The organism is Pseudomonas sp. ADAK2 TE3594, assembly GCF_053628675.1.
The window spans coordinates 1,368,353-1,390,754 of the sequence record NZ_JBRJGV010000001.1 but is presented as its reverse complement, the minus strand read 5'-3'; the positions used below and the strand labels follow the sequence as shown (position 1 = coordinate 1,390,754).

Sequence of the window (22,402 nt, the reverse complement as noted above, 5' to 3'; positions counted from 1 at the left end):
ATGATATGCACCTATCATCGTAGCTTTCAATCCTGATAAGTGTTTTTTCAGAATTCATTCGTCAACGGTGCCAAGAGTCTTGTAAGAACCTTCCATGACCGGTACGGATCTCCCCTACCTCGCAGGTGCGTGTAACGCCTTAAAGAATTCCAATCCCTGTGCCCTGAAACACTCGACACTCTCGGGATGTCCCAGTCCATCTCGAACAACCTGCTCACCCCATCATGCCGCAGGTCATGAAAATGCAGGTCCTCAATCTCAAGGAAGTGGCACGCTCGGGTAAAGGACGCCGACACTGACTTGCCGTTGTAGGGAAAGATCTCCCTAGCCACCTTCGGCATAGTATGAAGAATCGCCCACGCTTCATCGGGCAGATGACACCAGACGTTGTTCCCGATCTTTTGCCCTGGATTCTTCATGTCCCGGACCAACACAGCCTGCCGATTTTGGTCCAGATCCTCCCAACGAATCCGAGTGATCTCCTCCTGCCGGCGAGTCGAGAAGATCGCGAAGGCGATTACCTTCGGCATATGGATCGAGTCCGGCCGACGCTTCTGCATTTCGAAGAAGTGCTCCGTCAGCGCATCCAACTCTTCCAACGTTGGTCTGCGGTTACGCTCACTGCTTTTACTGACCATGCCGAGCTTGCGTAGCACCCGTCGCGCATCAGGCATGGCTAACGGGTCGACCTCATAGCCCCAGGCCGGTCGAGCCACAGACAACACCGCGCCCAGGTGCGATAGATCATTTCCCACGGTCTGCGCCAGAACACCACCACCCTCTTTGCTCATCCGCCATTGTGCAAACTCCACCAGTTTCTGACTGGTCAGTGCCGAGTCGTCCACCTCACCCAGCCAGCTCTCACTGATGGCAGTCAACGTAGCGCGCTTGGTTTTCCCCAACGGCCGAATCCTTTCGTACTCTTCCAGGTACTGCTTGATCATCACCTTGATCGTTACACCTTTGCGCTTCGCTCGCTCGATGGCACCAGGCTCAGCCAGTTCAGTCTCACGTCGCTTGATCCAGGCCTGGGCGACCTGCTTGCGGTCGAAGGTTTGGCTTTCCTGATAAACTGTCTTCCCATCCCGATTGATCCGTATCTGCGCCGTGTAGGCCGTCGAGTTGTCCTTGCGCTTACGTGATGTGATCGTGCCCATTTCCAGTTGCTACATTGCTGAATTCGATTGCTACATTGTAGCAACCGACTTCGAAAAACAAGGAAAAATGGGTAAAAACCGCTGTATAAAAGATCAGTATCAATGAATTTTGAAAAGCCTGAAGCACCCGTAAACGCTGGATCAACCCGCTCTGAGCTGTCCCGTCGCTTTAGCATTGCGCCGATGATGGATTGGACCGATCGCCACTGCCGCTTTTTCCTACGTCTACTCTCCAAGCACGCCCTCCTCTACACAGAAATGGTCACCACCGGCGCGCTCCTCAACGGCGATCACGACCGTTTCCTGCGTCACAACGAAGCCGAACACCCGCTCGCCCTGCAACTCGGCGGCAGTGTCCCGCTGGATCTGGCCGCCTGCGCGCGCATGGCCCAGGACCACGGCTACGACGAGGTAAACCTGAACGTCGGCTGCCCGAGTGATCGGGTGCAGAACAATATGATCGGCGCGTGCCTGATGGGGCATCCGCAGTTGGTGGCCGATTGTGTGAAGGCGATGCGTGATGCGGTGTCGATTCCGGTGACGGTGAAGCATCGGATCGGGATTAATGGGCGGGACAGTTACGAGGAATTGTGTGATTTCGTCGGCACGGTTCGGGATGCCGGGTGCACGAGTTTTACGGTGCATGCGCGGATTGCGATTCTGGAGGGGTTGTCGCCGAAGGAGAACCGCGACATTCCACCTCTTCGCTATGACGTGGCGGCGCGGTTGAAGACGGATTTTCCGGAGCTGGAGATTATCCTCAACGGCGGGATCAAGACGCTGGAGGCTTGTCACGAGCATCTGCAGACATTCGACGGCGTGATGCTGGGCCGTGAGGCGTATCACAACCCTTATGTAATGGCTGAGGTGGATCAGCAGCTGTTCGGCAGCACGGCGCCGGTGATCAGCCGGGCCGAGGCGCTGGCGCAGTTGCGGCCTTATATTGCCGAGCATTTGCTGGCGGGTGGATCGATGCACCACATCACTCGGCATGTGCTGGGGCTGGGCACCGGGTTTCCGGGGGCGCGGAAGTTTCGGCAGTTGTTGTCGGTGGATATTCACAAGGCCAAAGAGCCTTTGGCGTTGCTGGATCAGGCGGCGGAGTTGTTGGAGGGGCGTTAACGGTCACCTGCGTTGAACCTGTCCCCTATTTCAGCATCGTATCTACCGATACCACGCCCCGCCTTTCAAACATCCGTTTTCAGGTTGTTGCCGCTGGGGCCATCGATACACGTACGCGCCCTTGAGTGGCTGCAAGCGCTCGGGTAATGTCATTAGACCCATAGGACAGAGCACGCCCATGACTTCCAAGCTGGAACAACTTAAACAAATGACCACCGTGGTTGCCGACACCGGCGACTTCGAAGCAATCGCTCGCGTTAAACCCGTGGACGCTACCACCAACCCTTCTCTGTTGCTCAAAGCGGCGGCCATTCCCGCTTATGCCGAGTTGCTGAATGCTTGCGTTCACGACTGCAAGGGCGATGTGGGCCTGGCCAGCGACCGTTTTGGCGTTGCGGTAGGGCAAGAAATTCTGAAGGTTGTACCGGGCCGTATTTCCACTGAGGTGGATGCGCGCCTGTCGTTCGACACTGACGCCGTATTGAAGCGTGCGCACCGTCTGATCGACCTGTACGACAAGGCCGGCGTTGGCCGTGAGCGTGTGCTGATCAAGATCGCTTCGACCTGGGAAGGCATTCGCGCTGCCGAGAAGCTGGAAAAGGAAGGCATTCAGACCAACCTGACCTTGCTGTTCTCTTTCGCTCAGGCTGCGGCTTGTGCTGACGCTGGGGTTTTCCTGATTTCGCCGTTCGTGGGCCGTATCTACGACTGGTACAAGAAGGCCACTGGCAACGACTACACCGGCGCGGATGATCCGGGCGTGCAGTCGGTGACGCGCATCTACAACTACTACAAGGCCAATGACTACAAGACTGTGGTGATGGGTGCGAGCTTCCGTAATCTGAATCAGATCGAGCAGTTGGCCGGTTGTGATCGGTTGACCATCAGCCCGGATCTGCTGGAGAAGCTGGCGGCGGATACTGGCAAGCTGGAGCGCAAATTGGCGCCGGGGCATGCTGGTGAGGCGCGTCTGAGCTTGAATGAAGCGCAGTTCCGTTGGTTGTCCAACGAGGATGCGATGGCGACCGAGAAACTGGCTGAGGGGATTCGTCAGTTTGCTCGGGATCAGGAGAAGCTTGAGGCGTTGTTGCAGGCCAAGCTGTGATCTAGTTCGAAGCTGTGCAAGAAGGGCGAACCTTAGCGGGTTCGCCCTTTTTTGTGCGTTGATGTTGGAGATTGAATGGGCTTCGCGCTGGGGGATGTGGTGATCGTTATGGCGCCTTCGCGGGCAAGCCTCGCTCCTACAGGGGATTCGTAGTGAGTCGGGATAGTGTGTTTACGCGGGGTTAGTGTGGGATCAGACCGACCCACACCGTTTCAGGGGAATCAATGCCGCTCCAGCGCATTCACCAGGTCATGGAATGCTTCACGATTGGAGTCGTTCAGGCCCATGAGGATTTTGTGTGCTTCGAGGACTTTGACTCGTACCACTTCTTCGGACTGGTCCTGGTCTGGCAGGTCGGTCAGGCATTCAGGGCATGGGATCGGGCGGTCAACGATGTTGAACACTTGCTCGAAGCCCATGGACTGCAACAGACGGGTGATGTCTTCGTGGGTGGTGACGACGGTCGGCAGCAGGCCGACCTTTTGCCGCGACAGGATCGACAGTTTGGCCAGCAGGCCCAGGGTGGTGCTGTCGATGCTGCGGGTTTCGGTCAGGTCGATCACGATGGCGTTGAAATTCAACGCGGTGAAGATCCGCTCAATAGTCGCATCCAACGCCGAACACAGGGTCAGGCGAACTTCACCGACGAACTTCAGGACGAAGGTGCCGTCCTGCTCGGCGAACTGGATTCTACCGGTACTCATTAAAGATTCCTGCTCAACACCAACAGGGCGATATCATCCGGCATCTCCCCTAGCGTGGCCAATCCAAAAACCTGGCGCAGACCATCCAGGCTGCCGCCCGCTGCCTTCACCCGTTGAGGTAAAGCAGCTTCTTTCTCTTTGAGTGTGGGTTCTGGCAAAAGGTCCAAAATGCCATCAGACATCAGCGTCAAGCTGAACACTGGCGGCAATTCCAGTACGTGGTCTTCGTAGGTGGCTTCATTGAAGAGGCCCACCGGCAGACCACGCCCTTCCAGGTAACGAACACTGTCTGGCGTGTACAACACAGGCAACGGCAGATGACCACCGATGCTATAGGTCAACAAACCGGTCTCCTCGTCGATGACTCCACCGACCATTGTGACGTGTTTACCCAGCTTACAACTGATCAGGCCCCGGTTGATATGACCAAGAACCTCTGAAGGCTTGAACTCCGGCAATGTGCCGTTGCGCTTGGATTCGAACAGCAAGCGCGTGGTCATGAACTTCAACAGCACGGTAACGAAGGCTGAAGAGGCGCCATGACCGGAAACGTCCGCCAGGTAGAACGCTACCCGACGCTCGTCGACCCGAAAGTAGTCGACGAAATCGCCCGAAAGGTACAGCGACGGGATGATCTGATGCGCAAACTGGAACTCGTTGATGCTCCAGGGACTGACCGGCAGCATGTTCATCTGCACCTGGCGACCGGCGTTCTGGTCTTCCTGGAGCAGGTTCAGGCTGGCTTCGAGCTCGCGATTGGCCTTTTCCAGCTTCTCGCGATAGCGCTGGTTTTCCAGCAGCAGGCGCGCACGATCCAGGGCTCGGCGCACAGAGTGCTCGAGCACGGCCAGATCTTCGAGAGGCTTGATCAGGTAATCCGCCGCGCCCAGGCGCAGGGCCTCGACCGCGTCGTTCATCACGCCGGCGCCCGACACCACGATTACCGGTGTTTGCGGCGACAGCTCGGTGACCTGGCGAATGAGTTCAAGTCCGCCCATCTGCGGCATGCGCAGATCGCAGATGACCAAGTCGGGCTTGTCTTGCTCGAATACCTGAAGTCCCTGCTGGCCATTGCTGGCCTGCAGGACACTGAAACCACTGTCTTCCAAGTAGGCCGCGAGGCTCGCGCGCACTACTTCGTCATCATCGATTATCAGCAGCGTGGCACTGGTTTTTGGCATGTGGGCAAACGGCGCCAGAATTAGGTTGGCGTAGCAGGCTGGGCATTTGGCCCTGCTCACACTACTGGATTCGCTTTCTAGCCTCTCTGGCTGCACCGTTTTCGAGCGTTTGCCCTACTCACAGGTCCACCAAAGGTGCCCTTCTAAGGCGCAGACGGTACTCCCATCCGCGAGGCGTTTCAAGCTCACGCCGATGGTCGCTTGACGTCTTTACTTGTCAAATCACCGAGAGTTATAAGAACAGGCAAAACCGTAACCCAAAGGAAGGATCGAGCCCATGAGCCAAACTGATCGGGACTACAGCGAAAAGCGCGATTTCATCCGCATGCGGGTCGATGCCGATGTGGCGCTGATTCATGAGGGCGACGAGGTGCCAGCCGTCTGCATCGACCTTTCCAGCAGTGGCATGCAGGTTGAGGCGCCCCGTTTATTCAAGGTCGGTGACCGGCTTAGCGTACGGATTGACTCCGATCACGCAGCGCTAAAAGGCCTTGAGGCCGATACCGAGGTGGTGTGGGTGAAAGCACAGGACGGTGGCAATCAGAAACTCGGGCTTACAATCCTGAAGATGAAGTAACCCCGATTTAGCCCGCAAGCCAAACGAAAGAAGGCGGCCAAATGGCCGCCTTCTTCGTTTTACCGGTCGAGATTAAAAATCGTCTTCGACCTGGCCGTCCTTGACCTTGAATTCGCGGTTTTGCAGGTATGCATTGCGAATAAAGGTGTATTTGTCGCCGCTGACCAGTTTCTCGGCCGACAGCAGGTTGGCGCGGGTGTCGACGATGTTCAGGCCGAAGATCGAATTACGCACCGGCACGTCGTGGATATAGCGGTACGGGCCGGTATAGCCGTCGACATACTTGGAAGGCGCATCACGCAAGGTGCTTGGGCCCAGCAGCGGCAGCATCAAGTATGGGCCGCTGCCCACGCCCCAGTAACCGAGGGTCTGGCCGAAGTCTTCATCATTGCGATGCAGGCCCATCTGGGTACCCACGTCGAAGAAGCCCAGCAGGCCGAAGGTGGTGTTGAAGATCAAACGCGCGGTGTCGACGCCTGCCGCGGCGGGCTTGGCCTGCAACACGTCGTTGGCAAGGTTGGTCACGTCGCCAACGTTGCGGAACATGTTGTGGATGCCATCTTCCAGAAACTGCGGCGTGACGAATTGATAGCCCTGAGCCAATGGCTTCAGTGCGTAGGTGTCGACAAAATCGTTGAACTTGTAGATCGGGCGGTTAATGCTTTCCCAAGGATCTTCTTCCGTGGCAGCCTGAGCCGCAAACGGAACCAGCAATACACTGGCACACATACAAAGCTGAGCGAGTCGATTGCTCCAGCGCATAGAGAAACTCCTTGGATTGTACTGACGCGGACGCTTGGCCCAGTCGCAAAGACCACTAGTATATGACGGATAACCCGGTTTAGGCAGCATCGTACGCGATCGCTCCCGGATGATTCCTCCTGGCTGGCAGCGATTCACATCAGTGTCACTCAACTGTCACCGTCCACGAATAGCCTTGTTACTATTTCAAGGACGTTGATATGCCACGCGCCGAAGCCTCGCCTCTCATCGCACCCAGCCTGACCGCTGTACTGTTCGGCCTCAGTGGATGTCTGGTGGATTTCGGCGCACGCACTCGCCAACCCGGCACACTGACTCCCGAGCACACCGAAGTCACGCTTGGCGCTCTGGATAGCCTGTCCAGTTTGCAGCGCCAACAGATTCCTTGCGCCTGGCTCGATGAACTGCCCCCCGCCCTCAGCCACTCTCTGGCCGCGGCACTCCCGGACTGGATCAAACCTTCGCAACACCCGGCAACAATCAATCCATGGCCGGCTCCGAACGCCTGTTGGCAAGCCTTGATGGCGTTGAATGTCGAACGCCTGGACGGTTGCGTGCTGGTCAGCGGCGAACCGCGACTTTTGCAATCGGGCCTGAATGCCGGGTTGTGGACCATTGGCCTGGCGTCCTGCGGCTCGCTGTGCGGGCTGGCTCCAAGCGAATGGCAGGCCTTGAGTCAAAAGGAACGGGAACACCTGCGCGGCAAGGCGACAATGCAGTTGTTCGGCCTGGGCGTGCATTCGGTGATCGATCATCTGGGCGAACTCGACACCTGCCTGGCCGATATCAGTCTGCGCCGGCTCAAGGGCGAGAAGCCCTGATCGCCGCCTCACACCTATGAAGGCATGCAGGTTGCCCGGGAGTGGATTAATCTAAAGGTCAGCCATAGACCTTTGGCGCGCCGCTGCGGTCTATGCCAGTGCCTATCGATAAAAGGAAGAACGCCATGCCTGCCCGCGAACTGCAAGAACAGCTCAATAAACTGCGCGAGCAATTGGAACAGAATCCGCCACTGACCGAAGCCGAGCGCGAAGACCTGCACGCGCTGATGCAACAGATCGAACTTGAGCTTGAACTGGAAACCAAAACCCAGGACACCAACCTCGCCGACAATGTGAACCTGGCCGTCGAGCGCTTCGAACTCGAACACCCAACCCTTGCTGGCACTTTGCGCAACATCGTGCAAGCCTTGGGCAACATGGGGATCTGAACCCGCCAGATACAAAAAAGCCCCGCTATCGATAGCGGGGCTTTTTCATATCCGGGATTTGCAAATGCAATCCCCTGTGGGAGCGAGCCTGCTCGCGATGGCGGAGTATCAGCCAACATTAATGTTGGATGTGCCGCCCTCATCGCGAGCAGGCTCGCTCCCACATTGGTTCTTCATTGACGGACCAGACGGTGGTTCGGCAGTTGTACTTCTTCGGTGCTGCGATACGGGTTGATGTCCAACCCGCCGCGACGCACATACCGTGCATACACCGTCAGTTTCTCTGGCTTCAGCAATCGTTGCAGGTCGAGGAAAATCCGCTCCACGCACTGCTCATGGAAGTCCGAGTGCTGTCGGAAGCTCACGATGTATTCCAGTAAACTCGCGTGATCCAGCGCCGCGCCGCGATACTCCACCGCCACGCTGCCCCAATCCGGCTGGCTGGTGACCGGGCAGTTGGATTTGAGCAAATGGCTGTGCACGCACTCTTCAACAATGAGCGAATCATCGCACCGCAGCAGTTCCGGACGCGGATGCTCATAGTTGCTGACGCTGATGTCCAGGTCATCGATGCACACACCCGGCAACGCCACGACGCCTTCTGCCTCAACTTCTTTCAGGCTGCGAATCCGCACGCCCACCGGTTTGCCGGCAGCGGCCGAAAGGTCTTTTGCCAGCGTCGCTTCAAGGCTTGCGGTATCGGCAAACGCTGTTTGGTTCAGCGAGTTGAGGTACAGCTTGAACGACTTCGATTCGATGATGTTCGGCGAATCCGCCGGAATGCTGAATTCGCCAATCGCCACCACGGGCTTGCCGGACGGCAACAGCCACGACAGCTCGAAGCAGTTCCAGAAGTCCACGCCCTTGTACGGCAGGGTTTCAGCCGTCAGGCCCAGCTCGGCCCATTTCGCGGTGCGCGGGATCGGGAACAGCAGGGACGGCGTGTAGGTGGCGATGTATTCGCTGGATTTGCCCAGCGGCGAATGTTCGGCTGCGGGATGCATGACGGAAACCTGACTGAAGAATCAGCGGATTCTACCAGCCTTTGCTCCCGCCTTTGAGTGCTTACTGACTGACTGTCAGTTTGCCGACCATACCGGCCTGATAGTGGCCGGGGATGTTGCAGGCAAATTCCAGGTTGGTGGCCTTGGTGAAGGTCCAGGTCAGCTCGGTGGTTTTGCCCGGCTCCACCAGCACACTGTTCGGGTCATCGTGTTTCATCCCATGCCCTTCGGAGGAATGGTCCATAGTGGCCATGGAACCGTGGTCCATGGCCTTCATGCCTGTAGGCATCAGCATGCCGCTTTGCTGCATCTGGAGCATTTCCTGCTGATGCCGGGCATGCATCGCCGCGTCGCCGAGGTTGAATTCGTGCAGCAACTGGCCTTTATTCACCAGTACAAAGCGAACGGTCTCACCAGCCTTGATCTCGATGGCTTTCGGATCGAACGACATATCGCCCATTACCACTTCAACGCTACGGGTAGCCCGGGCGGCCGTAGCCGGTTGACCGAAGTCGTAGGTCTGCGCCGGCGAGGCCGCAAGCCCTAAACTCAGTGTCAGCAAACAAACGGCCAACACCAGACGCTTTCGCAAAAACATAGTCGCACTCCAACAAGATGAGGTTCAGCTTGTGGGAAACTCTAACCCGTGGGCTCTGCCAGCCACCTGACAGGCAGATTACAACTTTGTCAGGTTGGCCTTTATCGCCGCCGCCCACGGTATAAAGCACCTGTTCCAACTACCCGAGTCGCCCATGAAACTGCTGATTGTCGAAGACCAACCGAAAACTGGCCATTACCTGCGTCAGGGCCTGACCGAGGCCGGCTTCACCACCGAATTGGTGGCCGATGGCAGCACCGGCCAGCAACTGGCGTTGAGCGGCGATTACGCCTTGTTGATCCTCGATGTGATGCTGCCCGGTCGCGATGGCTGGCAGATTCTGCAAGCGGTGCGCGGCGCGGGCCTCGACACACCGGTACTGTTTCTTACAGCCCGAGACGCGGTGGAGGACAGGGTGCACGGCCTGGAGCTAGGTGCCGACGACTATCTGGTCAAACCTTTCGCCTTCTCCGAACTGCTGGCCCGGGTTCGCAGCCTGCTGCGGCGCGGTAGCGCAACACCTCAGGAAACCAGCCTGCAACTGGCCGACTTGCGCCTGGACCTGATCCGCCGCCGGGTCGAGCGCAACGGTCAGCGCATCGACCTGACCGCCAAGGAATTCGCTCTGCTGGAAATGCTCCTACGGCGCCAAGGCGAAGTGCTGCCCAAATCGCTGATCGCTTCCCAGGTGTGGGACATGAATTTCGACAGCGACACCAATGTTATCGAAGTGGCGATCCGCCGTTTGCGCCTGAAGATCGACGATGACTTCCCGAACAAGTTGATCCACACCGTGCGCGGCATGGGTTATGTCCTTGAAGAGCGCCCTGCCTGATGCGCCGACTTTCACTAAGCAATCGCCTGGCGCTGCTGTTTGCGGCCTGCACCGCGGTGGTGTCGTTGTTCGCCGGGGTGTTGTTCAGCCGCGCCAGCGAGGCGCATTTTGTCGAGTTGGACCAGCAGTTGCTCGACGGCAAACTGATTGGCTTGCGCCGGGCACTGGATGACATTCAGTCCAGCGAAAGCGAGACCAAACTGGCCGATGAATTGAGCCGACAAGCCGATCTTTCGCTGCGCATCATCGGCAGCGACGGCCAACGTTTGTACGACAGCTCGGCCGGTTTGCCCAAAGACTTGCCGCGCCAGTTGGGCCTATCGACGGTGAGCGATGACGGCACCGACTACCGCGTCCTGAATGCACCGCTGTTCCTCGATAAACCCGATTCGCCGCAATTGACCCTGCTGCTGGACATCACCCATCACCAACACTTTCTGCAGCGCATGCAACACCTGATCTGGCTGACGGTCGGTTTGTCGGCGCTGGCCACCGCCCTGCTCGGTGCCTGGGCGGCGCGCAGTGGCTTGCGCCCGCTGCGGCGCATGAGTGCGGTCGCCAGCGGTGTTTCGGCGCAATCGCTCAACGCGCGCCTGCCGGAAGCAGACATGCCACCAGAACTCGCGGAAATGGCCCACAGTTTCAACGCCATGCTCGGACGCCTTGACGACTCTTTTCAGCGTCTCTCGGCGTTTTCCGCCGACATCGCTCATGAACTGCGCACGCCGCTGTCGAACCTGCTGACCCACACCCAGGTCACCCTCACCCGCCCTCGCCCCCTTGAGGATTACCGCGAAGCGCTGCACAGCAACCTCGAAGAACTGCAATGGATGGCGCAACTGGTCAACGACATGTTGTACCTGGCCAAGGCTGACCATGGCTTGCTGATGCCCAAGCGCGAACCGCTGGAACTGGCGGAAGAAGCCGATGTGCTGCTGGAGTTTTTTGCGCCGCTGGCCGAGGACGCCCGGGTGAAATTGAGTCGTGACGGCAGCGCGCGCATACAGGGCGACCGCAGCATGCTGCGCCGGGCGCTGTCCAATTTGCTGGACAATGCATTGCGGTTTACCCCGGCCAATGGCGAGGTGCGGGTGAAGATTATCGAGCAGCCGACGGGCTTGAGCCTGACCGTTGAAAACAGCGGTGAAGGTATTTCTGAAGACTTGTTGCCGCGCTTGTTTGACCGCTTCTACCGGGCAGACCCGGCGCGTCGTGAAGGCAGCAGTGAGCATGCGGGGTTGGGGTTGGCGATTACCCAGTCGATCATCCGCGCCCATGGCGGGCAGATTCGTTGCGAATCGGATAACGGATGGACGCGGTTTGTGATTGAGTTGCCGAAGGGGGATTGAGGGCAGCAGGGCCGGCCCCTTCGCGGGCAAGCCTCGCTCCTACATTGGACCTGAGTCGACTCGGAAAATGTGGGAGCGAGCCTGCTCGCGATGGCGGTGTAAAAGGTTACGAATACCGCAATGCGGTAGCAGGCTCGACTTTCGCCGCCCGCCACGCCGGATACACCGTCGCCAAAAAGCTCATGATGAAACCGGCGGAACAGATCAACAACACATCCGCGCCCTGCAGTTCCGACGGCAAGTTACTGACAAAGTACACATCGGAACTGAAGATGTGCTGCCCGCTGACCCGCTCCATCCAGCCCACCAGTTCACTGACGTTCAACGCTGCAATCACGCCCAGCACGCCGCCAATCAAGGTACCGACAACCCCGATCACCGTGCCCTGCACCATGAAGATCGCCATGATCTGCCGAGGCGTCGCGCCGATGGTACGCAGGATCGCGATGTCCGCGCCCTTGTCGTTCACCACCATGATCAGGGTGGCGATGATGTTGAACGCCGCCACCGCGACGATCATCAGCAGCAGCAAGCCGATCATGGTTTTTTCCATCTTCATCGCGCTGAACAGACTGCCCTGGGTGTGGGTCCAGTCGTCAGCCTTGTAGGCAGCGCCGAGGCCTGTCGCAATGTCGCTCGACACTTGCGGCGCGGCGTACAGATCCTTCACCGCCAGGCGCACGCTCTGCACTTGATTGGGCTGCCAGTGCTGCATCTGCGCGGCGTCGGCGACGTGGATCAGCGCCATGGAGCCGTCCAGCTCAGCGCCAACCTTGAACACGCCGACCACGTTCAGCCGCTGCATGCGCGGGGTAATCCCGCCCGGTGCGGTGCTGATTTCCGGCACGATCAGGGTGATCTTGTCGCCGACGTTCAAGCGAAAGCGTCTTGCGGTGATCTCACCGATCACCACGCCAAACTCGCCCGGCTTCAAGGCGTCGAGACGCCCCTGAACAATGTGCTTGGCAACGATCGACACCTTGCCTTCCAGCGCCGGGTCGACACCGCTGACCTGGATCGGCTGCATCGCACCCTTATAGGACAGCATGCCTTCCATCTCGGTGAACGGCACCGCCGCCGTCACTTCAGGATTTTTCATCGCCGCGGCGGCCACCGGCTGCCAGTCGTCGATAGGGTTCACGCCGACGATGGTCGCGTGGGGCACCATGCCGAGGATGCGCGAGCTCATTTCGCGCTGGAACCCATTCATCACCGACAGCACCACGATCATCGCCAGCACGCCCAGGGCGAGGCCGATCATCGAGGTCATCGAGATGAAGGAAACAAAGCGATTGCGGCGCTTGGCGCGGGTATAGCGCGCGCCGATAAAGATCGATAACGGTCTGAACATTCGCTGGGCACCGTATAAAAATAAAAGACCCGACGCACTGTTCAGTACGCCGGGTTTCGGTCAATCAGATGGGTGTCAGGTAACCTTCCTGCAAATGCAGGACGCGATCCATCTGGCGAGCCAGGTTCATGTCGTGGGTCACCACCAGGAACGCGGTGCGCATCGAGGTGCTGAGTTCCAGCATCAAATCCTGAATGCCCTGGGCGGTGTGGGAGTCGAGGTTGCCGGTCGGCTCGTCGAGCATCACCAGGCCTGGCTTGTTCACCAAGGCACGGGCAATGGCCACACGCTGGCGTTCGCCACCGGACAATTCCGCCGGCTTGTGCTCCAGACGATGGCCCAGCCCTACCCGCTCCAGCAACGCCGTCGCACGCTGACGCGCTTCCGGGATCGCGGTTTTACCGATCAGCAGCGGCATGCAGACGTTTTCCAGCGCGGTGAACTCAGGCAGCAAGTGGTGGAACTGGTAAACGAAACCCAGCGACCGATTGCGCAGCAGGCCACGGGCCTTTTCGTTCAATGCCGAGAGCTCTTCACCGGCCAGCCAGACGCTGCCCTTGGTCGGCGTATCAAGGCCGCCCAGCAGGTTGAGCAAGGTACTTTTGCCCGAACCCGACGTACCGACGATCGCCACGCGCTCACCTGGGTGCAGCTCCAGTTGCAGACCGGCCAGAACCTCTACCGATTCCGGGCCTTCCACGTAGGATTTGCCCAGGTTGCGGCAGCTCAAGATTGCTTTATCACTCATGCCCGACTCACTCATAACGTAGCGCCTCCGCAGGCTGGGTGCGCGCGGCACGCCAGGCTGGATACAGGGTGGCGAGGAAACTCAGAACCAACGCGGCGGCGCAGACCATCAACACGTCCTGGCTCTGCACTTGCGACGGCAGGTAATCGATGAAATACACGTCAGCGTTCAGGAATTTATGACCAATCAGCCCTTCAAGGGCCGAGATCGCGGCGCTGACGTTCAGCGCGGCGAAGATCCCGACCACAGCGCCGATCAGCGTACCGACAACACCAATGACCGTGCCCTGGACCATGAAGATCGCCATGATCTGCCCCGGCGTGGAGCCAAGGGTGCGCAAAATCGCGATGTCGCCCTTCTTGTCATTCACCACCATCACCAGCGTGGAAATGATGTTGAACGCCGCAACGGCGACGATCAGCAGCAACAGCAGGCCGATCATGGCTTTTTCCATGCGGATCGCTTGATACAGGTTGCCGTGGGTGCGGGTCCAGTCGCGGGCGTAATACGTGTCTTCGCCGAGTTGCTGAGCGATGGTCCACGCCATGCGTGGTGCCTGGAACAGATCGTCGAACTTCAAGCGCAAGCCCTGGACCTGATCCGGCTTCCAGCGGTGCAGCTTCGCCAGATCCTGCAAATTGGTGATGCCCAGATAGCCGTCGATCTCACCGGCGCCGACATGAAAGATGCCGACCACGGTAAAGCGTTTCATGCGCGGGAACATCCCGGCCGGGGTCACGGTGACTTCCGGCGCGACAAACGTCAGCTTGTCGCCGACCGCCACGCCGAGCTTGGCCGCGGCCTTGTCGCCGATGACGATGCCGAAACTGCCCGGCGCCAGGTCATCGAGTTTGCCCTGCTGCATGAAGTTATCAATGATCGACACCTGCCGTTCCTGCACGGGATCGATGGCATTGAGCAGCACCTTGGAGACCTTGCCGTTGTTGGTCAGCAGGCCCTGCATCTGGACGAAGGGCGCAACCGCCGCCACCTGCGGGTTCTGCTTGACCTTGGCCGCCAGGCTTTGCCAGTCGCTGATCGGCTCACCGGACTCGATGGTCGCGTGAGGCACCATGCCCAGCACGCGGGTGCGCATCTCATGATCGAAGCCGTTCATGACCGACAGTACGACGATCATCACGACCACGCCAAGGGCGAGTCCGATCATCGAGGTCAGGGAAATGAACGACACAAAATGATTGCGACGCTTTGCACGGGTATAACGCGTGCCAATAAATACGAAGAGAGGTCTGAACATGTCGGGGCTTGTTCGGAGGGAAAAGGAACGTCCTTGTGGCGGGGGTCGATAACCAGCTTTACACTCAGACCACCGCCGCTACCATGGGTTCGCCATGTCGACATTAGATGAAGAAGATCGCCGCGAATACTACCGTATCGAGGACACGATCGCACTGGAAATTCGGCCCCTGTCTGCTCCCGAAGCCGCAGGCCAGGAAGTGTTGCAGGATGCTTCCCCACTATTCAACCTGCTCAGCGAACTGCACCTGAGCGAATTCGAGTCGCAACACCTGCTGCGACAGATCAGCGAACGCGACCGGACCATCGCCGCGTTCCTGAAATCCCAGAACAAACGCATCGATCTGCTGAGCCAGGTGGTCGCCCTGACCGTGCTCGGACAGATCGGCGAACCGCAGCCGGTGATCCTCTCCGAAGGAGGCATCGACTTTCAGCATCCGACGCCCATCGCCACTGGCGCGCACCTGTCGGTCAAGCTGGTACTCATGCCGCAAGCCCTTGGCCTGCTGCTGCGTGCCCGCGTCACCCATTGCGACCGCAAGGGCGACGGCTACGACATTGGCACCGAGTTCGAATACCCGTCCGATGCCCAGCGGCAATTGCTGGCCCGTTACATCTTGCAGCGACAGGCACATGAACGACGCCTGGCCCGCGAACAAAACGAATCAGGCATTTAACTTAAGGAAGAACCGTGACCCTTATCTACGGCCATCGCGGCGCCAAGGGCGAAGCACCGGAAAACACCCTGACCAGCTTTCAGGAATGCCTCAAGCATGGCGTACGACGCTGTGAACTGGACCTGCACCTGTCCAGGGACGGCGAGTTGATGGTGATCCACGACCCGACCCTCAAACGCACCACCGAGCGCCGCGGCAAAGTAGTCGAACATACCGCCGCGGAGCTGGTGACCTACGACGCGCGCAAGGGTGGCCCGGGCTGGATCAAACCCTGCCCGATTCCAACGCTGGAAGAATTGTTCGAGAAATGCGATTTCGATCACTGGCAGCTAGAGGTCAAAAGCGCTTCACGGACCCGTGCCGCGACCACCGTGCTGGCGATCCGCGAAATGGCGCAGCGTTTCGGCATGCGGGACAAGATCACGATTACGTCGAGTTCACGCGAAGTGTTGAAAGCCGCGCTGGACCTGGTGCCGGACGTGTCTCGCGGATTGGTGGCCGAATACGCCTGGCTCGACCCGTTGAAGGTCGCGCAAAACTATGGCTGTGAGATTCTGGCGCTGAACTGGACCCTATGCACGCCGGAACGCCTGCAGAAGGCGCAGCGTCAGGGGCTGCATGTGTCGGTGTGGACAGTCAACGAGCCCGCGCTGATGCGCAGACTCGCCGACTTCGGCGTTGACAGCCTGATTACAGACTTTCCCGGTTTGGCCACTGCCACGCTCGAGAATTGCTGAAATCGGTCTCCCCGGCCGGCTCAGGCCACCGGCCGGAGCCGCTCAAAAAAGCCGGTTGAGGCCGTCGTACGCCGCTACCCGATAGGCTTCGGCCATGGTCGGGTAGTTGAACGTCGTGTTGACGAAGTACTTCAGGGTGTTCAGTTCGCCCGGCTGGCTCATGATCGCCTGACCGATGTGAACGATCTCCGATGCCTGATAACCGAAGCAGTGAACGCCCAGCACTTCCAGGGTTTCACGGTGGAACAGGATCTTCAGCATGCCTTGCGGCTCGCCGGCGATCTGCGCACGCGCCATGCTCTTGAAGAATGCCTTGCCGACTTCGTACGGCACCTTGGCCTGCGTCAATTCCTGCTCATTCTTGCCGATCGAGCTGATCTCCGGAATGGTATAGATACCGGTCGGCACGTCATTGACGAAGCGCCAGCTGTTGTTATCGACGATGCTGCCAGCGGCCGAACGACCCTGGTCGTGCGCGGCACTGGCCAGGCTCGGCCAGCCGATCACGTCACCGGCACCGTAAATGTTCGGTACGCAGGTGCGGTAGGCTTCGTCGACTTCGATCTGGCCACGGCTGTTGACCTTCACGCCGATATTTTCCAGACCCAGCTGATCGGTGTTGCCGGTACGACCGTTGCACCAGAGCAAGGCATCGGCCTTGATCTTCTTGCCGGACTTGAGGTGCAGGATCACGCCGTTGTCCACGCCTTCGACGCGGTCGTAGTCTTCGTTGTGGCGAACCGTGATGTTGTTGTTGCTGAAGTGATAGCTCAGGGCCTGGGAAATTTCCGAGTCGAGGAAGCTCAGCAACTGACCGCGGTTGTCCACCAGCTCGACCAGCACACCCAGACCACTGAAGATCGAGGCGTATTCGCAACCAATCACGCCAGCGCCGTAAACGATGAGCTTGCGCGGGGTGTGGCCGAGGCTGAGGATGGTGTCGCTATCGTAGATACGCGGGTGATGGAAATCGATGTCCGCCGGGCGATAAGGGCGCGAACCGGTGGCGATGATGATGTGCTTGGCCACCAGTTTTTCAACCACGCCGTTGGCGCAGACCACTTCGATGGTTTGCTCGTCAGCGAAGCTGCCGGTGCCGAAGAACACGTCGACACGGTTACGGGCGTAGTAGCCGGTGCGCGAGGCGACTTGTTTGGAGATGACTTTTTCGGCGCTTTTCAAAACGTCCGGGAACGAGAACCAGCGCGGCTCACCAATGGCCCGGAACATCGGGTTGGTGTTGAACTGCATGATCTGCCGGACCGAGTGACGCAAAGCCTTGGACGGGATGGTGCCCAGGTGGGTGCAGTTGCCGCCGACCTGGCGACGACTATCGACCATCGCCACCTTGCGCCCTGCCTTGGCGGCATTCATTGCCGCGCCTTCTCCCGCCGGGCCGGAACCCAACACCACCACGTCGTAGTTGTAGACAGCCATGCATACTCCTCAGAACAGGCCGCGGCGCCCTCGGCACCTGCGGCTAAATCACGCCGATCTGCGGCGTGAAGGAACAATTTGGGGCCAGTGCAGAACCCGGACACAGTCTATAGAAGCGTCAACGCCGGGCACATTAACCCTTGGTCGCGTCGTAGGCTAGTTTTGCCTGCACTACAACGCCATCAAAAATGCTTTTGATGCCGCAATCACTTGGTTTTCTCACCCACCAGGCGCTTAAAAGCCTGATTGGTGCGGGTGACAAAACCTGTATCGGCACGAATCACAAAGAATGCACCTATGTCATGAGTTTGGGCATAGTCCCAACCCCGTTCAGGACCGAGAATCAGCAACAGCGTCGATAGGCCATCAGCCATCAACGCTGAAGGATGAATCACCGTGACTGACGCCAGAGTGTGTAGGACCGGCGCACCGGTGCGGGCATCGAAGGTGTGGGAATAGCGCCGGCCGTTTTGCTGAAAATAATTGCGGTAATCGCCGGACGTGGACACGCCGTAGCCGTCGATGGCGATGACTCTTTGCGCGACTTGCTGATCGTCTCGGGGTTCTTCCAGCGCAATGCGCCAAGTCGAGCCATCGAGTTTTTTGCCGGCGGCCTTGAGTTCGCCAGTGACTTCAGCCAGGTAACTGTGGATACCCATTCCTTCGAGTTTCGCGGCAATCGTATCGACCGCGTAACCGGCAGCGATGCTGTTGAAGTCGAGCTCGACTGCAACGTCTTTGCACAGCTGATCACCGTCGATTCGCAGATGGGTATGACCGACGCGTTGCCTCACTTCGGCCAGCGCTTCGGCGGTCGGGACTTTTTCCTCCCGTGCCTGCGGGCCGAACCCCCATAGGTTGAGCAGCGGCTCCACCGTCAAGTCGAAGGAGCCGTCGCTTTGGGATGACAACTGCTCGCCCACACGGATCAATTCGAGTACCGGGCCAGGCATGACCTGACAGCGACCGGCCGGCAGTGCGTTAAAGCGTACGGTGTCCGAGTCGCTGCGATAGGTCGAGAATTGTCGATCCACTTCGGCGAGGATATTTTCTACTTCAGCCTGCACTGCTTTCGGCCCGGGCGTGGAGGAATGTCTTACGTATTGAATGGAATAACGACTGCCCATGGTCGGGCCGTCGAAGCGCTCCAGTCTGTCACCGTTGCCGCAACCGGCCAAAACGCCGGCCAGCACCACAAGTCCACCCCACCGTCCAGTTAACAAATCTTCATCTCCCCTCAAAACCGCGCCCGCCATTATGGGCCTCAGAGCGTATGGGAGCGAGGTCTGCCAGCACCCGTCAGTCAGACGCAAAACCTGTGTGAGCGAGCCTGTGTGGCGAGGGGGCTTGCCCCCGTCCGATTGCGAAGCAATCGTAAATCCGGTCACCGCTATCGCGAGCAGGCTCCCACAGGCGCAGCGTTTTCAAACAAGATTTACCAGCGTGAGTACTTACAAATGTCTTCCAATACGAGCAACGGCAAAGCAATTTTTCGCGTCGTCAGCGGAAACTTCCTGGAGATGTTCGACTTCATGGTCTACGGCTTCTACGCCACGGCCATTGCTAAAACCTTCTTCCCTGCCGACAGCGCTTTCGCTTCCCTGATGCTGTCTTTGGCCACTTTCGGGGCCGGCTTCCTGATGCGTCCGTTGGGGGCGATTTTCCTCGGGGCTTACATCGACCGTCACGGCCGCCGCAAGGGCCTGATCATCACATTGGCAATGATGGCCGCCGGCACACTATTGATTGCCTGCGTGCCGGGTTACGCGACGCTGGGCGTCGCGGCGCCGCTGATCGTATTGCTCGGTCGCCTGTTGCAAGGCTTCTCGGCGGGCGTGGAACTGGGCGGTGTGTCGGTGTACCTCGCCGAGATATCCACACCAGGCCGCAAAGGCTTCTTCGTCAGTTGGCAGTCCGCCAGTCAGCAAGCCGCGGTGGTTTTCGCCGGCCTGCTCGGCGTGGGTTTGAACCATTGGCTCAGCCCGCAAGAAATGGGTGAATGGGGCTGGCGCGTGCCGTTCCTGATCGGTTGCATGATCGTGCCGGCGATCTTCGTGATCCGCCGTTCGCTGGAAGAAACCCCGGAGTTCCAGGCGCGCAAGCACCGCCCTACCCTGCAAGACATTGTCCGCTCGATTGGTCAGAACTTCGGCATCGTCCTCGCCGGCATGGCGCTGGTGGTGATGACCACTGTGTCGTTCTACCTGATCACCGCCTACACCCCGACCTTCGGCAAAGCCGAACTGCATCTGTCGGATCTGGATACGTTGCTGGTGACCGTGTGCATTGGTCTGTCGAATTTCTTCTGGCTGCCGGTGATGGGTTCTGTGTCTGACAGGATCGGGCGCAAACCCCTACTGTTGGCGGCGACGATTCTGGCGATCCTCACAGCTTATCCAGCGCTGTCATGGCTGGTTACAAACCCGAGCTTCAGCCATCTGCTGATCGTCGAGTTGTGGCTGTCGTTCCTGTATGGCTCGTACAACGGTGCCATGGTGGTGGCCCTGACCGAGATCATGCCGGTGGAGGTTCGCACGACCGGCTTCTCCCTTGCCTACAGCCTGGCGACCGCGACCTTTGGTGGTTTCACACCGGCGGCCTGCACGTATCTGATCCATGTGCTGGACAACAAGGCGGCACCGGGGATCTGGCTCAGTGGCGCGGCGGTGCTGGGGTTGATTGCGACGCTGGTGTTGTTCCGCGGCAATCGTCATGAACTGCGGACTGCGCAGGCAGCAGTAGTGGGTGACGCCTGATCGATAGCCTTCGCGGGCAAGCCTCGCTCCTACAGAGAAGAGGATCGTTCCCACGCTCTGCGTGGGAACGATCACCCACAAACAAAAACGCCCCGACCAAGTCGGGGCGTTTTCATGTGCGGCTAAGGCTTAGCGCGGGAATGCTGGCGGGTTTACACCGGCCATGTCTTCCATCACGCGAACCACCTGGCAGCTGTAACCGAACTCGTTGTCGTACCAAACGTACAGAACAACGCGGTTGTCCTGAACGATGGTCGCTTCAGCGTCCACAACGCCTGCGTGGCGCGAGCCAACGAAGTCGGTGGAAACCACTTCCTGCGAATTGACGTAGTCGATTTGCTTGTGCAGATCGGAGTGCAGCGCCATGTAGCGCAGGTACTCGTTCATCTCTTCACGGGTGGCGGCTTTCTCAAGGTTCAGGTTGAGAATGGCCATCGACACGTTCGGCGTCGGAACACGGATCGCGTTACCGGTCAGCTTGCCGGCCAGCTCAGGCAGCGCCTTGGCGGCAGCAGTGGCAGCACCAGTCTCGGTGATGACCATGTTCAACGCGGCGCTACGACCACGACGATCACCCTTGTGGAAGTTGTCGATCAGGTTCTGGTCGTTGGTGTACGAGTGAACGGTTTCGACGTGACCGTTGATGATGCCGAACTTGTCGTTGACTGCTTTCAGCACCGGCACGATGGCGTTGGTGGTGCAGGAAGCGGCGGAAACGATCTTGTCGTCAGCGGTGATTTCGCCGTGGTTGATGCCGTGAACGATGTTCTTCAGCTTGCCTTTGCCTGGCGCAGTCAGGACAACGCGGTCGATACCCGGGCAGGCCAGGTGCTGGCCCAGGCCGTCGGCGTCACGCCATACACCGGTGTTATCCACCAGCAACGCGTTTTTGATGCCGTACTGGGTGTAGTCCACTTCAGTCGGGTTCTTCGCGTAGATAACCTGGATCAGGTTGCCGTTGGCGGTGATGGTGTTGTTGGCTTCATCAATGGTGATGGTGCCATTGAACGAACCGTGCACCGAGTCGCGGCGCAGCAGGCTGGCGCGTTTGACCAGATCGTTTTCGGCGCCCTTGCGGACAACGATGGCGCGCAGACGCAGGCCGTCGCCACCACCGGTTTTCTCGATCAGGATGCGCGCCAGCAGACGGCCGATACGACCGAAACCGTACAGGACAACGTCGGTGCCGGTACGACCGGAACCATTCTGCTTGCCGACCACATCGGCCAGTTCGTCACGGACGAACTCTTCGGCGCTACGGCCATTGCCTTCGGCCTTGAACTTGATGGCCAGTTTGCCCAGGTCTACCGAAGCAGCGCCGAGCTTGAGCTCGCTCATCGCTTTGAGCAGAGGGAATGTTTCGTGGACGGACAATTCGCTGTCATCGGACTGGCGATGGCGAGCAAAGCGGTGAGCTTTGAGAATCGCGATGACAGACTGGTTGATCAGACTGCGGCCATAGATCGAGCTCACCACGTTGTTATTGCGGTAGAGCTGACCGATAAGCGGAATCATCGCTTCTGCGAGTGCTTCACGGTCGATCCATTCACCAAGACACTGGTCGGGCTTCTGAGTCACGGGAACCTTCCACATGTAGGGGCAGAAAAAAGGGGCTACATTATGCCGCCGAGTGCCTCCCGTAGCAATGCGCGCCTGTCGCACAAGCGGTAACAAAATCCCGTTCAAAAAAATTACGCCCCGCGCCAGCCCAGTAAAACCGGGGCTTTCAGCACAGTCAATTTTTCGACGATAACGCTACCGTGTCCGTAACCCTCCGTAACACTGGGCGGTTTGGGCACTACATTTTCAGTATCAAACCGCCAGTTTTTGTCATT

At 58.8% G+C, this 22,402-nt stretch carries 22 protein-coding genes; 10 read left to right on the top strand and 12 right to left on the bottom strand.

Going from position 1 to position 22,402, the window contains the following annotated elements; all coding sequences use genetic code 11:
* Positions 1 to 47 precede the first annotated feature (47 nt).
* A complete protein-coding gene (locus AB7M22_RS06315) occupies positions 48 to 1,157 on the bottom strand; it encodes a tyrosine-type recombinase/integrase (RefSeq protein WP_454185586.1) in 1,110 nt (369 codons plus the stop codon).
* A 102-nt stretch (positions 1,158 to 1,259) separates the two neighbouring features.
* Here AB7M22_RS06315 and dusA point away from each other — a divergent pair, with 102 nt between their 5' ends.
* Both dusA and tal read left to right on the top strand, forming a co-directional pair.
* Positions 1,260 to 2,279 carry a tRNA dihydrouridine(20/20a) synthase DusA gene (gene dusA, locus AB7M22_RS06310; RefSeq protein WP_454185585.1) on the top strand — a complete coding sequence of 340 codons (1,020 nt, stop codon included), beginning with the start codon at positions 1,260 to 1,262 and terminating at the stop codon, positions 2,277 to 2,279.
* Positions 2,280 to 2,457: 178 nt separating this feature from the next.
* Positions 2,458 to 3,384: a transaldolase gene (gene tal, locus AB7M22_RS06305; protein WP_454185584.1), complete on the top strand. Its 927-nt coding sequence runs from the start codon at positions 2,458 to 2,460 to the stop codon at positions 3,382 to 3,384.
* Positions 3,385 to 3,605: 221 nt separating this feature from the next.
* Here tal and rssC read toward each other — a convergent pair whose 3' ends face one another.
* Together rssC and rssB are read right to left on the bottom strand one after the other, a co-directional pair.
* Positions 3,606 to 4,088, bottom strand: a complete 483-nt coding sequence (gene rssC, locus AB7M22_RS06300) for an anti-sigma factor antagonist RssC (RefSeq protein ID WP_007897104.1) — start codon at positions 4,086 to 4,088, stop codon at positions 3,606 to 3,608.
* The gene (rssB, locus tag AB7M22_RS06295) at positions 4,088 to 5,269 is read right to left on the bottom strand and encodes a two-component system response regulator RssB (RefSeq protein WP_008007125.1); all 1,182 of its coding nucleotides are present in this window, start codon (positions 5,267 to 5,269) and stop codon (positions 4,088 to 4,090) included. Before rssB ends, rssC begins: the two co-directional genes overlap by 1 nt.
* 277 nt (positions 5,270 to 5,546) lie before the next feature.
* Between rssB and AB7M22_RS06290 the strand changes: the two genes are divergently transcribed.
* On the top strand, positions 5,547 to 5,846 hold the full coding sequence (locus tag AB7M22_RS06290; protein WP_007897106.1) for a PilZ domain-containing protein: 300 nt from the start codon (positions 5,547 to 5,549) through the stop codon (positions 5,844 to 5,846).
* Between the two features lie 72 nt (positions 5,847 to 5,918).
* Here the strand turns inward: AB7M22_RS06290 and AB7M22_RS06285 are convergent, their stop codons facing one another.
* The gene (locus AB7M22_RS06285; protein WP_454185583.1) at positions 5,919 to 6,608 is read right to left on the bottom strand and encodes an MlaA family lipoprotein; all 690 of its coding nucleotides are present in this window, start codon (positions 6,606 to 6,608) and stop codon (positions 5,919 to 5,921) included.
* A 200-nt stretch (positions 6,609 to 6,808) separates the two neighbouring features.
* On the opposite strand from AB7M22_RS06285, the gene AB7M22_RS06280 reads away from it, so the two are divergent.
* Both AB7M22_RS06280 and AB7M22_RS06275 read left to right on the top strand, forming a co-directional pair.
* Positions 6,809 to 7,429 (top strand): hypothetical protein, encoded by a 621-nt coding sequence (locus tag AB7M22_RS06280; RefSeq protein WP_008007121.1) that lies wholly within the window; start codon positions 6,809 to 6,811, stop codon positions 7,427 to 7,429.
* A 125-nt stretch (positions 7,430 to 7,554) separates the two neighbouring features.
* Positions 7,555 to 7,818: a DUF4404 family protein gene (locus tag AB7M22_RS06275; RefSeq protein ID WP_413697203.1), complete on the top strand. Its 264-nt coding sequence runs from the start codon at positions 7,555 to 7,557 to the stop codon at positions 7,816 to 7,818.
* A 173-nt stretch (positions 7,819 to 7,991) separates the two neighbouring features.
* On the opposite strand, the gene queF is transcribed toward AB7M22_RS06275, so the two are convergent.
* Together queF and copI are read right to left on the bottom strand one after the other, a co-directional pair.
* Complete coding sequence (queF, locus tag AB7M22_RS06270; RefSeq protein WP_454185582.1) at positions 7,992 to 8,822, bottom strand: NADPH-dependent 7-cyano-7-deazaguanine reductase QueF; 831 nt, start codon at positions 8,820 to 8,822, stop codon at positions 7,992 to 7,994.
* Positions 8,823 to 8,883: 61 nt separating this feature from the next.
* A complete protein-coding gene (gene copI / locus AB7M22_RS06265; RefSeq protein ID WP_454185581.1) occupies positions 8,884 to 9,420 on the bottom strand; it encodes a copper-resistant cuproprotein CopI in 537 nt (178 codons plus the stop codon).
* Between the two features lie 154 nt (positions 9,421 to 9,574).
* Between copI and AB7M22_RS06260 the strand changes: the two genes are divergently transcribed.
* Together AB7M22_RS06260 and AB7M22_RS06255 are read left to right on the top strand one after the other, a co-directional pair.
* Positions 9,575 to 10,255, top strand: coding sequence for a heavy metal response regulator transcription factor (locus AB7M22_RS06260; RefSeq protein WP_008007114.1), 681 nt, complete (start codon positions 9,575 to 9,577; stop codon positions 10,253 to 10,255).
* Positions 10,255 to 11,604, top strand: coding sequence for a heavy metal sensor histidine kinase (locus AB7M22_RS06255; protein WP_454185580.1), 1,350 nt, complete (start codon positions 10,255 to 10,257; stop codon positions 11,602 to 11,604). Before AB7M22_RS06260 ends, AB7M22_RS06255 begins: the two co-directional genes overlap by 1 nt.
* Positions 11,605 to 11,710: 106 nt before the next feature.
* On the opposite strand, the gene AB7M22_RS06250 is transcribed toward AB7M22_RS06255, so the two are convergent.
* The 3 genes from AB7M22_RS06250 to AB7M22_RS06240 form a co-directional block, all read right to left on the bottom strand.
* Positions 11,711 to 12,955, bottom strand: coding sequence for a lipoprotein-releasing ABC transporter permease subunit (locus AB7M22_RS06250; RefSeq protein ID WP_008007110.1), 1,245 nt, complete (start codon positions 12,953 to 12,955; stop codon positions 11,711 to 11,713).
* A 64-nt stretch (positions 12,956 to 13,019) separates the two neighbouring features.
* Positions 13,020 to 13,703, bottom strand: a complete 684-nt coding sequence (gene lolD, locus AB7M22_RS06245; protein WP_020700644.1) for a lipoprotein-releasing ABC transporter ATP-binding protein LolD — start codon at positions 13,701 to 13,703, stop codon at positions 13,020 to 13,022.
* Positions 13,704 to 13,710: 7 nt separating this feature from the next.
* A complete protein-coding gene (locus AB7M22_RS06240; protein WP_008073077.1) occupies positions 13,711 to 14,961 on the bottom strand; it encodes a lipoprotein-releasing ABC transporter permease subunit in 1,251 nt (416 codons plus the stop codon).
* A 94-nt stretch (positions 14,962 to 15,055) separates the two neighbouring features.
* Here AB7M22_RS06240 and AB7M22_RS06235 point away from each other — a divergent pair, with 94 nt between their 5' ends.
* Positions 15,056 to 15,637 carry a PilZ domain-containing protein gene (locus AB7M22_RS06235; RefSeq protein ID WP_454185579.1) on the top strand — a complete coding sequence of 194 codons (582 nt, stop codon included), beginning with the start codon at positions 15,056 to 15,058 and terminating at the stop codon, positions 15,635 to 15,637.
* Between the two features lie 14 nt (positions 15,638 to 15,651).
* A complete protein-coding gene (locus AB7M22_RS06230) occupies positions 15,652 to 16,374 on the top strand; it encodes a glycerophosphodiester phosphodiesterase (RefSeq protein WP_007907751.1) in 723 nt (240 codons plus the stop codon).
* Between the two features lie 42 nt (positions 16,375 to 16,416).
* On the opposite strand, the gene sthA is transcribed toward AB7M22_RS06230, so the two are convergent.
* Both sthA and AB7M22_RS06220 read right to left on the bottom strand, forming a co-directional pair.
* Entirely contained in the window at positions 16,417 to 17,811 is a 1,395-nt protein-coding gene (gene sthA / locus AB7M22_RS06225; RefSeq protein WP_007907752.1) for a Si-specific NAD(P)(+) transhydrogenase, read from the bottom strand.
* Between the two features lie 206 nt (positions 17,812 to 18,017).
* Positions 18,018 to 19,067 carry an FAD:protein FMN transferase gene (locus AB7M22_RS06220; protein ID WP_454185578.1) on the bottom strand — a complete coding sequence of 350 codons (1,050 nt, stop codon included), beginning with the start codon at positions 19,065 to 19,067 and terminating at the stop codon, positions 18,018 to 18,020.
* 201 nt (positions 19,068 to 19,268) lie between these two features.
* Between AB7M22_RS06220 and tcuC the strand changes: the two genes are divergently transcribed.
* Positions 19,269 to 20,567, top strand: coding sequence for a tricarballylate/proton symporter TcuC (tcuC, locus tag AB7M22_RS06215; RefSeq protein WP_454185577.1), 1,299 nt, complete (start codon positions 19,269 to 19,271; stop codon positions 20,565 to 20,567).
* Between the two features lie 129 nt (positions 20,568 to 20,696).
* Here the strand turns inward: tcuC and AB7M22_RS06210 are convergent, their stop codons facing one another.
* A complete protein-coding gene (locus AB7M22_RS06210; protein ID WP_007907755.1) occupies positions 20,697 to 22,160 on the bottom strand; it encodes a glyceraldehyde-3-phosphate dehydrogenase in 1,464 nt (487 codons plus the stop codon).
* Positions 22,161 to 22,402: the final 242 nt, after the last annotated feature.

Coding starts and splice junctions, on each gene's coding strand:
- AB7M22_RS06220 (WP_454185578.1), bottom strand. CDS start 19,067: ATGGCGGGCGCGGTTTTGAGGGGAGATGAAGATTTGTTAACTGGACGG.
- dusA (WP_454185585.1), top strand. CDS start 1,260: ATGAATTTTGAAAAGCCTGAAGCACCCGTAAACGCTGGATCAACCCGC.
- AB7M22_RS06275 (WP_413697203.1), top strand. CDS start 7,555: ATGCCTGCCCGCGAACTGCAAGAACAGCTCAATAAACTGCGCGAGCAA.
- lolD (WP_020700644.1), bottom strand. CDS start 13,703: ATGAGTGATAAAGCAATCTTGAGCTGCCGCAACCTGGGCAAATCCTAC.
- AB7M22_RS06255 (WP_454185580.1), top strand. CDS start 10,255: ATGCGCCGACTTTCACTAAGCAATCGCCTGGCGCTGCTGTTTGCGGCC.
- tcuC (WP_454185577.1), top strand. CDS start 19,269: ATGTCTTCCAATACGAGCAACGGCAAAGCAATTTTTCGCGTCGTCAGC.
- AB7M22_RS06250 (WP_008007110.1), bottom strand. CDS start 12,955: ATGTTCAGACCGTTATCGATCTTTATCGGCGCGCGCTATACCCGCGCC.
- AB7M22_RS06210 (WP_007907755.1), bottom strand. CDS start 22,160: ATGTGGAAGGTTCCCGTGACTCAGAAGCCCGACCAGTGTCTTGGTGAA.
- sthA (WP_007907752.1), bottom strand. CDS start 17,811: ATGGCTGTCTACAACTACGACGTGGTGGTGTTGGGTTCCGGCCCGGCG.
- AB7M22_RS06280 (WP_008007121.1), top strand. CDS start 6,809: ATGCCACGCGCCGAAGCCTCGCCTCTCATCGCACCCAGCCTGACCGCT.
- AB7M22_RS06260 (WP_008007114.1), top strand. CDS start 9,575: ATGAAACTGCTGATTGTCGAAGACCAACCGAAAACTGGCCATTACCTG.
- tal (WP_454185584.1), top strand. CDS start 2,458: ATGACTTCCAAGCTGGAACAACTTAAACAAATGACCACCGTGGTTGCC.
- AB7M22_RS06315 (WP_454185586.1), bottom strand. CDS start 1,157: ATGGGCACGATCACATCACGTAAGCGCAAGGACAACTCGACGGCCTAC.
- copI (WP_454185581.1), bottom strand. CDS start 9,420: ATGTTTTTGCGAAAGCGTCTGGTGTTGGCCGTTTGTTTGCTGACACTG.
- AB7M22_RS06235 (WP_454185579.1), top strand. CDS start 15,056: ATGTCGACATTAGATGAAGAAGATCGCCGCGAATACTACCGTATCGAG.
- AB7M22_RS06285 (WP_454185583.1), bottom strand. CDS start 6,608: ATGCGCTGGAGCAATCGACTCGCTCAGCTTTGTATGTGTGCCAGTGTA.
- queF (WP_454185582.1), bottom strand. CDS start 8,822: ATGCATCCCGCAGCCGAACATTCGCCGCTGGGCAAATCCAGCGAATAC.
- AB7M22_RS06240 (WP_008073077.1), bottom strand. CDS start 14,961: ATGTTCAGACCTCTCTTCGTATTTATTGGCACGCGTTATACCCGTGCA.
- rssC (WP_007897104.1), bottom strand. CDS start 4,088: ATGAGTACCGGTAGAATCCAGTTCGCCGAGCAGGACGGCACCTTCGTC.
- AB7M22_RS06290 (WP_007897106.1), top strand. CDS start 5,547: ATGAGCCAAACTGATCGGGACTACAGCGAAAAGCGCGATTTCATCCGC.
- rssB (WP_008007125.1), bottom strand. CDS start 5,269: ATGCCAAAAACCAGTGCCACGCTGCTGATAATCGATGATGACGAAGTA.